Origin of the sequence: Lactococcus cremoris subsp. cremoris NBRC 100676 (assembly GCF_001591705.1) — a bacterium.
Lineage (GTDB): Bacteria > Bacillota > Bacilli > Lactobacillales > Streptococcaceae > Lactococcus > Lactococcus cremoris.
Map to the genome: position 1 here is coordinate 21246 of NZ_BCVK01000029.1, position 9686 is coordinate 30931.

Below are 9686 nucleotides of genomic sequence, written 5' to 3' on the forward strand. Positions count from 1 at the left end.
ATTTTATTTCAAAGCCTTAACGAAAAGTTTTTTGAAGGAAGTTGGTCTAAATAATACTTTGTGATATAATAAACTTATTAACTTGAGGAGACTATTTTTGAAATTCAAACATGAACCCCTAAACCTGTATCTAAACTTTACAAAATCAGCGGAACAATTTCCTGATAGCCCAATTATTTTTGACCAAACTGTTGGTGCCTTCCCTGAATTAGCTCTGGAAACAACTTACCAAAAGACCCATCAAGCAATTGTTGATAAGGCAAGTCTTTTATCGGAACTAGGAATCAAAAAATCTGACAAAGTCATTATTTTTAAATCAAGTGCTTTTGATACCTATCTTCTTGCCGTAGCTGTTTCTTATCTTGGTGCAGTTCCAGCGATGATTTCTTACCACCTCCCTGCTGAAACAATGGATATTTTGGCTGGTCGTTTAGATGACCCTTGGCTCATTTATGACCAAGTGACTGACCAGACTGTGACAGAAATGAAAAATCTTAAGAATTCTAAAAAACTTTCTGTCAGCAAATTTGCTTCGCAAAAACCAAGTCATCTTGTTGATAGTCAGCAACTGGATAATGACGAGATTGCTTATCTCACTCATACTTCTGGAACAACTGGTGTTCCGAAATTGATTGCCCACTCTGCCAATTCCATGGGCTGGCGCTGGGTGCTTCAAAGAACGGTCATGGATTGGATGCCCGATAAAGAAGAAATTTTGGCTTTCCACATTTCGCCCGTTCATTCTCGTTTCAATATTGGCGTTTCATCTGCCATGACCTTTGGTTTTGGCCTAATGCCACTTAATGATTTATCGAGAGCTAATCTTGTCAATCTATTTTCTAAACATCAGCCTTATGCTTTTGAAACTCACCCTAATGACTTTGTTCGCTTGGCAAATCTTGCGAAGCAGGAACCTGAAATTTTTTCTTCGATTCGCTATCTTCATTCAACTTTTGATGCGATTAATAAAGAAACAATGCATACTTTTTTATCAGCCTCTAAACACGACAACCCAGTCTTTTTACAAATCTATGGTCAGTCAGAATGCGGTCCAATGATTTGGAAAAAACACCGTTTATCAACCCTAGCAGATACTGATGCTCGTGAAATGGGAATTGGTATGCCTGGTCTTTCTAAGGCACGTATTGCTGACGAAAATGGAAATGAATGCCCTGCAGGTATTCCTGGAAGAATTCATTTCCTTTCTAAAGGACGTGCTTTGACTTACTACAAAGAAGAGGATCGTTTCAACAAAGAAGTCTATGGCGACTGGTGGGATACTGGCGATTGGGGCCTAATGAATGAAGAAGGAAATCTTTTCCTCCATGACCGTCAAGTCGATTTAATTGATAAAATTGAATCAAATTTAGCAATTGAAGACCTCCTTTTAGATCAACATGATTTTTTAGATGAAGTTGTGATTATTCGCGATAAATCTGGAAAACCACAACCTATCTTAGCCTTGGCTGACAATGCGGAAATGGATTGGTCAGCTTGGTGGGCTTCAATTGTTGACTTACCATTTTTAAATGAACCTATTCTCATGGCTTACGATGAAATTCCACGTACTGCAACAATGAAAGTTCAAAGATTAGCTCTTGAAAGAGACTTAGCCAAATAAATTATCCTAAATATTTTGCTGACTAATCTGTCAGTAAATTAATTTATCAAAAAACTTAAAAGTAAAACTACTGACAGGTCTGTCAGTAGTTTTTTCAATATAAATTCAAATTATTGAAGTTAAGAATTTTATTTGTTAGAATTAAATAAATGACATAGTGTCATAAATTGAATGATTGGAGAAAAAATGCCAAAATCAACCTATTTTAGTCTTTCTGACGAAAAACGAAAACGTGTCTATGATGCCTGTTTACTAGAATTTCAAACGCACTCTTTCCATGAAGCTAAAATCATGCACATCGTAAAAGCACTTGATATCCCAAGAGGAAGTTTTTATCAATACTTTGAAGATTTGAAGGATTCATATTATTATATCTTGTCACAGGAAACTGTCGAGATTCATGATTTATTTTTTAACTTACTAAAAGAATATCCTCTAGAAGTCGCTCTTGATAAATACAAGTATCTTCTTCTTGAAAATTTAGTAAATTCGCCCCAATATAATCTTTATAAATATCGATTTTTAGATTGGACTTATGAATTAGAAAGAGATTGGAAGCCTAAAGGCGAGGTAACTGTTCCCGCTCGTGAACTTGATAATCCTATTTCCCAAGTATTAAAATCAGTCATTCACAATCTAGTTTATCGCATGTTTAGTGAAAATTGGAATGAACAAAAGTTTATTGAAACTTACGATAAAGAAATCAAATTGCTCACAGAGGGCTTGCTTAATTATGTTACTGAAAGCAAAAAATAGAAAGGAATTTTATGTTTTTAGCACTTAGAGAAATTCGTTATAATAAGGCTCGCTACACTTTAATCGGAGCCATTATTTTTTTAATCGCTTATGTAGTTTTTATACTGTCTGGCCTTTCCGTTGGACTTGCCAATCAATTTAAACAGTCGGTTATTGATTGGAATGCCGAGAAAATAATTCTATCAACCAGTTCAAACAATATTATTTCTGCTTCGCAAATTTCTTCTAGTGATTTAGAAAAAATTAAGGTGGAAAATGGCTCAGAATTATCATTGTTTTCCACTTCAATGCGTAAGACAAATAGTGAACGAAGCAATATCACAGTGATGGCTTTACCAAGTGATTCAAATATCATGCCAAAAGTCTTTGATGGGAAAAAATTTGCTGACAATAGTTTAGATATTATTATCTCGAAAAAATTGGCTAATCAAGGATATAAGATTGGTCAAGAAGTTTCCATTGGTAATAACAATATTAAGCTAAAAATTGTCGGTATTTCTAAAGCATCTTCTTATTCTGCAAGCCCAACCGTTTACACCTCTTTCTCTGCTCTCAATCAAATAAAATATGGCAAGAATAGTAAGACTCCTTTTTCTGTGAACGCTCTAGTTGTCAAATCAGGAAAAATTGATATCAATTCAGCAATTTCAAATCAATATAAAGTAATTTCTATTCCTGAATTAATAAACGACATTCTTGGATACTCTGCGCAAAATATGACGCTAAGCGCTATGATTTATTTCTTATTACTCATCGTTCTACTAATCATCGGAGTATTTATGTATGTGATTACCTTACAAAAAGTACCAATTTTTGGAATCATGAAAGCACAAGGGATTTCAAATACTACAATCATGAACTCCTTACTTGGTCAAACTTTCATTCTTATCTTATTGGGTGTTTTAGTTGCCTTTGTTGCGAGCTATGGTACCAGCTTTATCCTACCCGAAGCAATGCCTTTTGAAGTTAGCATAACAAACTGGTTACTTTACTCTCTCATTCTCATCATCGTATCAATTATTGGGTCACTTTTTTCAATCATTACAATTCGCAAGATTGACCCAACAAAAGCAATTGGAGGTTAAAATGAAAGCAATACTTAAAATGGATAATATTACAAAATCCTTTGGGAGTGGTCATAATAAGATTCAAGCTCTAAAAGGAATCAACTTAGAAGTGAACCAAGGAGAATTTGTTTCAATTATTGGTCCTTCTGGTTCTGGGAAAAGCACTTTCCTTACAATAGCAGGAGGATTACAGAGTCCTACTTCTGGGAATATAACGATTAATGGGTTAAATTTTACACCACTTTCAGAGAAAAAACGTTCTAAACTCAGATTTAAAGAAATAGGATTTATCTTACAAAGTTCAAACTTAATTCCATATTTGACGCTTGAGGAACAATTTCTTTTAATTGATAAAATTAATCATGAAAAGTTAGCCTCTAAAAAAGGGCTTGAACTTCTCGACTCACTTGATATTTTGGATTTAAAAAATAAGTATCCTAGTGACCTTTCTGGCGGTGAACGACAAAGAGCAGCCATTGCCCGTGCATTATTTAATGAACCAAATCTAATATTAGCTGATGAACCGACAGCAAGTTTGGATACTGAACATGCTTATCAAGTTGTTGAATTATTAAGACAGGAAGCTCATCTAAAGAATAAAGCGACAATTATGGTAACCCATGACCAAAGAATGATTAAAAATAGTGACAGCGTCTATCAGATTGAAGATGGACTCTTATCAAAAATAGCTCCTCTCTAACTAAAGAGAAGAGCTATTGTTAAATCATTCATTAATAAACCTTATTTTTTAAGGTTGTAGAATGCTTTAAGACCTTTGTATTGAGCCACTTCAGCCAATTGGTCTTCGATACGAAGCAATTGGTTGTATTTAGCCATACGGTCTGTACGTGAAAGTGAACCAGTTTTGATTTGACCAGCGTTAGTTGCAACAGCGATGTCTGAGATTGTTGAATCTTCAGTTTCACCTGAACGGTGAGATACGATTGCTGTGAAACCAGCTTCTTTAGCCATTTCAATAGCTTCGAAAGTTTCTGTCAAAGTACCGATTTGGTTAACTTTGATCAAGATAGCGTTTGAAGCATTTTCACGGATACCACGTTCAAGGTATTTAGTGTTTGTAACGAAGAAGTCGTCACCAACGAGTTGAACTTTTTTACCAAGACGTTCTGTAAGGATCTTCCATCCGTCCCAGTCGTTTTCGTCCATACCATCTTCAATAGTGATGATTGGGTATTTAGAAACGAGTTCTTCAAGGTAGTCAACTTGTTCAGAAGCTGAAAGTTTTTTACCGCCTTCACCTTCGAATTTAGTGTAGTCGTAAACACCGTTTTCGTAGAATTCTGATGATGCACAGTCGAAACCGATCATAACGCCATCTTCACCTGCTTTATAACCAGCTGCTTCGATTGCTTTAAGGATAGTTTCTACACCGTCTTCAGTTCCGTCAAATTTAGGAGCGAATCCACCTTCGTCACCGACAGCTGTTTCAAGTCCACGAGCTTTAAGAATTTTCTTAAGAGCGTGGAAGATTTCAGCACCCCAACGAAGCGCTTCTTTGAATGTAGGTGCACCAACTGGTACGATCATGAATTCTTGGAAAGCGATAGGAGCGTCTGAGTGAGAACCACCATTGATGATGTTCATCATTGGAGTTGGCAATACTTTAGCGTTGAATCCACCAAGGTAGTTGTAAAGTGGAACACCAAGTTCATCAGCAGCAGCACGAGCAGCAGCGATAGAAACACCAAGAATAGCGTTAGCTCCCAATTTACCTTTGTTTTCAGTACCGTCAAGAGCAATCATTGCACGGTCAATAGCTTGTTGGTCAGTAACTTCATAACCGATGATAGCTTCAGCGATGATGTTGTTTACGTTGTCAACAGCTTTTTGAGTACCAAGTCCGTTGTAGCGAGATTTGTCGCCATCACGAAGTTCAACCGCTTCGTGTTCACCAGTAGAAGCACCTGAAGGTACCATACCGCGACCGAATGCACCGTCTTCAGTGTAAACTTCAACTTCAAGTGTTGGGTTACCGCGTGAGTCAAGGACTTCGCGAGCATAAATATCAGTAATAATTGACATTTTAGTCTCCTTATTATTTTTAAGTGCGTCTGCACTCTTAATACATCTTTGATTTTACTATTTTTTGAAAGATTTTTCAAGTGAAAATCTTCGCAAACCTAAACTTCAAAAGGTTTTGCGCTTACATTTTGAAATTTTATCATTTGAATAATAATGAAAAAGGATAGAAAAAATCTATCCTTAATTTTTATTCTGTTTCAATTAAGCCATAACGACCATCTGTACGACGGTAAACGACATGTGTTCCATTACTGTCAGCATCTGTAAAGACGTAGAAATCATGACCTAACATGTCCATTTGAAGTACTGCTTCTTCAGCATCCATCGGTTTTAAAGCAACATGTTTAGTCCGTACAATATCTACGTGATCCTCAGCAACTTCATCAGTTGTATCTAATGGAGCAAATTCATCACCAAAAACTTGTCCAGTTGGGACAGCATTACGTGGTTTACGGTTCATACGTGTCTTGTATTTACGAATTTGACGTTCGAGTTTTTCTTCAACAAAATCAATTGATGAGTACATATCTTGTGAAGTGTCTTCTGCACGGAGAGTTACATTTTTGGCTGGAAGAGTTACTTCAACTTTAGCTCGTTTTTCAGTGTAAACTTTAAGATTAACATAGGCTGTTACTTCATGACCATCGTTGAAATATTTATCGAGTTTTCCGATTTTATCTTCAACATAAGCGCGGATTGCATCAGTCACTTCGACGTTTTCGCCACGGATATTAAATTTGATCATAAGAGTACCTCTTCAACAGTTCTTTTTGTTTCAATGAAGCCCTTAAACTTTTGGAATTTTCAGGACTTCTGAATCTTTTCGAACTGTCCTTTCCTTTATTTCTAATTTAATTATAACATGAAACAACTTTCATCTCAAACAATTTGAGCGATTTTAATTTTTTTATTAGAAGCACCAATGGAAATATGATTTCCTGCTTTAATCTCACCCGAGAGCAATTGCTCACTTAAAAGATCTTCAACTTCTTTTTGGAGTGCTTTACGCAATGGACGTGCCCCATATTCTGGGTCAAATCCTACTTCAGCGATTAGTTTTATTGCTGATGGCGTAAGTTTCACATGAATATCTTGTTCCGCCAAACGTTTAATCAAAGATTTGCTCATAATCTTAACAATTTGTTCAATTTCTTGACTTTCCAATGAATGGAAAACAATGTTTTCATCAATACGATTGAGAAACTCTGGACGATAATGACGTTTAAGTTCTTCCAAAATTCTTGATTGCATAGCTGAGTAGTCAGCCGTGATATTTTTTGCACCAAAACCAACTGTTTTATCATCACGAAGAGCCGTTGCACCCAAGTTTGAAGTCATGATAATAATTGTGTTTCTAAAATCAACTTTGCGACCCTTTGTATCTGTCACAAATCCATCATCTAGAATTTGCAACATGATATTGAAAACGTCAGGATGAGCTTTCTCAACTTCATCTAAAAGAACCACAGAATAGGGTTTATTACGAACACGTTCAGTCAATTGACCACCTTCATCATAACCAACATATCCTGGAGGTGCTCCAATCAATCGTGAAGTTGAATGTTTTTCCATAAATTCACTCATATCCACTCGAATCATGTTGTCTTCGCTACCAAAAACACTATCGGCCAAGGCCTTAGCTAACTCAGTTTTCCCAACACCAGTTGGTCCAAGAAACATAAATGAACCCATTGGACGGCGACTATCAGCCACACCAGAACGTGCCCGACGAATGGCTCTTGAAACCGCAGAAATTGCTTCTTCTTGACCAACGACCCGTTTGTGCAATTCTTTTTCAAGATTAATCAAACGGTCGCTTTCAGATTTAGTCATTTGAGTAATTGGAACACCTGTCAGCGTTGAGGCAACAGCAATAACAGCTTGGTCAGTAACTTCTTGACGTTTTTCCTCTTTTATTGAGAATTTATAAATCTTGTCAGAAATTTTTTCAACAGCTTTTTCTTTGATGCGAGAGGCTTTAACATCAAGTTTAATGACAGCTTCCGCTAGTTCTTCTTGAGCTTTAACTAAGTCTTTCTCTAATTCAAGACGTTTTGTTTCTTGGTTTTTAACAGAAATTTTAACTGCTGCCGCTGCTTCATCAAGCAAGTCGATGGCTTTATCAGGCAATTTGCGACTGGTCATGTACCGAACACTAAGTGTCACAGCGCTTTTAATCGCTTGGTCAGTAAATTTTACTTGATGATAATCTTCAAATTTCTCACGTAACCCTTGTAGGATAGCAATGGCTTCATCTGGACTTGGCTCATCAACATTGATTCTTGCCAAACGACGTTCTAATGCTTCATCTTTTTCAATGTATTTTTGGTATTCGTGATAAGTCGTTGCCCCAACCATTTGAAAATCACCACGTGCAAGGGCTGGTTTTAAAATATTTGCTGCATCATTGACCGAGTCCATGCCCCCGCCAGCACCAATAATTGTATGCAATTCATCAATGAAAATGATGACATCTGGGTCAGCACTTACTTCTTCAACAATTGCTGTCAAGCGGTCTTCAAATTCACCTCTAAATTTTGTACCAGCAACAACAGTTGCCATATTTAGGGCCATAATCCGGCTATTCATCAAACCGATAGGTACTTGGCCGTTGACAATTCTTTGAGCCAATCCCTCGATTATTGCTGATTTACCAACACCAGGTTCGCCAACTAAAACAGGGTTATTTTTTGTTCTACGACTAAGAATATGAATCAAACGGTCAACTTCTGCTTCCCGACCAATCATTGGGTCAAGCTTTCCTGAACGAGCAGCTTCAGTTAAATCTGAAGAAACTGAATCCAAAGTTGGTGTACTTGAATTCTCTGCTACCCCTTTTGCCATCTTACGTTTGGACATTGGTGTTACAGCTTTTTTGTTTTCTGGAACTTTAAGTCCTGTTCTTTTTTCAATTTCTTTTCGCAAAGAAACAATATTGATTTTTTGTAACTTCAAAAGTTGAATACCAAAACCATCTTCGACTTGAAGTAATGCATAAAGCAAATGCTCCGTTCCTACTGCTTCTGCATTATTATGAACAGCTAAAAAGCTAGCTACAGTGACCACTTCTTCTGCGCGAGGAGAGAAACGTAATTCAGAACGTTTCACTTTGACATGGCTAGATAAATCTTCCAAATCAATCAGTAAGTCTGAAGAATCAACATTCATTCCAGCAAGAATACTGTAAGCAATTGAGCCTGAAGTAGTAGCCATTGCTGCCAATAAATGAGCACTTTCAATCGTACCGTATTGATATTGGTGGGCATCTTCTGCTGCTTTCTCGAAAATTCGGTCCAGTGTTGGTGTATATTTTACATTTTCAAATTTCATCGTCACGATCCAATCTGTTTATTATACTTTTCATCATTATACCACGAGTAAAGGGACTGATGGCTCCGTCAGTGATTACGAGTAATAGTAAATTCCCTTCACGTTCTGTCAGTACTTTTTCATCAAAAAGAAGTTGAACGATGTCATGAGCAGCCTTACTTGAGAGATTTGCTGGAACCTTTTGATAAAGGGCCGTTAAAAATTCATGACGAGCGGAATATTGATATTTTACAATTTTGATGTAACCACCGCCACCACGTTTTGATTCTACATCAAAACCTTTAGAGGCTGTAAAACGAGTTTTAATAACATAATTAATCTGACTTGGAACTACGTCAAATTGATTAGCTAAATCAGCCCGTTTTATTTCAATAACCTGTGCTTCTTCTAGGAGTTGTCTCAGATAAGCTTCAATAATATCTGATGTGTTTTTTTGACCTGCCATCGATCCATCCTTTCTTTTATCCATTTTCTAAATAATCTTTGACTATTACTGACTATTATACCTAAAAAATACTTTTTTTACCAAAAATAGCGTTTTTCAGCAACTGAGCATTTGGTTAGAGAGAAGTTTTTTGATAGAAAAAAATAAAAAAACCGTTACTTGATGTGCACCCCAAAAGTTAGACTTTTTATCCAAGTAGAAATACTTGGATTTTTTTAATTGTTTTGGTAATTCAAGCGAAATTGAATTGGACTCATCCAGTTCAATTTTTGTTTGATTCGTTTTGTATTATAGTACCTAATCCAGATTACAATAACCTGTTCAAGTTCTTCGAAAGACGAGAAGATATGTCCGTAGTAAATTTCTTGTTTAAGTAGCCCAAAGAAATTCTCCATAACTGAATTATCATGGCAGTTTCCTTTAC

9 protein-coding genes are annotated in these 9686 nt (G+C 36.4%); 4 read left to right on the forward strand and 5 right to left on the reverse strand.

Features of this window, described 5'->3' with window-relative positions:
* The first annotated feature begins 97 nt into the window (after positions 1-97).
* The 4 genes from LLA01S_RS06565 to LLA01S_RS06580 all read left to right on the forward strand — a co-directional run bounded on the left by LLA01S_RS06565 (position 98) and on the right by LLA01S_RS06580 (position 4144).
* Positions 98-1621: a class I adenylate-forming enzyme family protein gene (locus LLA01S_RS06565; RefSeq protein ID WP_061778018.1), complete on the forward strand. Its 1524-nt coding sequence runs from the start codon at positions 98-100 to the stop codon at positions 1619-1621.
* Between the two features lie 186 nt (positions 1622-1807).
* Positions 1808-2377: a TetR/AcrR family transcriptional regulator gene (locus LLA01S_RS06570; RefSeq protein ID WP_014573008.1), complete on the forward strand. Its 570-nt coding sequence runs from the start codon at positions 1808-1810 to the stop codon at positions 2375-2377.
* A gap of 11 nt (positions 2378-2388) precedes the next feature.
* Positions 2389-3462 (forward strand): ABC transporter permease, encoded by a 1074-nt coding sequence (locus tag LLA01S_RS06575; RefSeq protein ID WP_061778019.1) that lies wholly within the window; start codon positions 2389-2391, stop codon positions 3460-3462.
* Position 3463: 1 nt separating this feature from the next.
* A complete protein-coding gene (locus LLA01S_RS06580) occupies positions 3464-4144 on the forward strand; it encodes an ABC transporter ATP-binding protein (RefSeq protein ID WP_021166361.1) in 681 nt (226 codons plus the stop codon).
* A 41-nt stretch (positions 4145-4185) separates the two neighbouring features.
* On the opposite strand, the gene eno is transcribed toward LLA01S_RS06580, so the two are convergent.
* From eno to LLA01S_RS06605, 5 genes are all read right to left on the reverse strand, one after another.
* Complete coding sequence (gene eno, locus LLA01S_RS06585; RefSeq protein ID WP_010905473.1) at positions 4186-5487, reverse strand: surface-displayed alpha-enolase; 1302 nt, start codon at positions 5485-5487, stop codon at positions 4186-4188.
* 187 nt (positions 5488-5674) lie between these two features.
* Positions 5675-6232, reverse strand: coding sequence for a ribosome hibernation-promoting factor, HPF/YfiA family (hpf, locus tag LLA01S_RS06590; protein WP_011834629.1), 558 nt, complete (start codon positions 6230-6232; stop codon positions 5675-5677).
* A gap of 134 nt (positions 6233-6366) precedes the next feature.
* Positions 6367-8817 carry an ATP-dependent Clp protease ATP-binding subunit gene (locus LLA01S_RS06595; RefSeq protein ID WP_011675609.1) on the reverse strand — a complete coding sequence of 817 codons (2451 nt, stop codon included), beginning with the start codon at positions 8815-8817 and terminating at the stop codon, positions 6367-6369.
* Entirely contained in the window at positions 8807-9262 is a 456-nt protein-coding gene (locus tag LLA01S_RS06600; RefSeq protein ID WP_011834627.1) for a CtsR family transcriptional regulator, read from the reverse strand. Before LLA01S_RS06600 ends, LLA01S_RS06595 begins: the two co-directional genes overlap by 11 nt.
* 215 nt (positions 9263-9477) lie before the next feature.
* A partial coding sequence (locus LLA01S_RS06605) for an IS3 family transposase (protein WP_081106880.1) occupies positions 9478-9686 on the reverse strand: 209 nt, incomplete at its 5' end.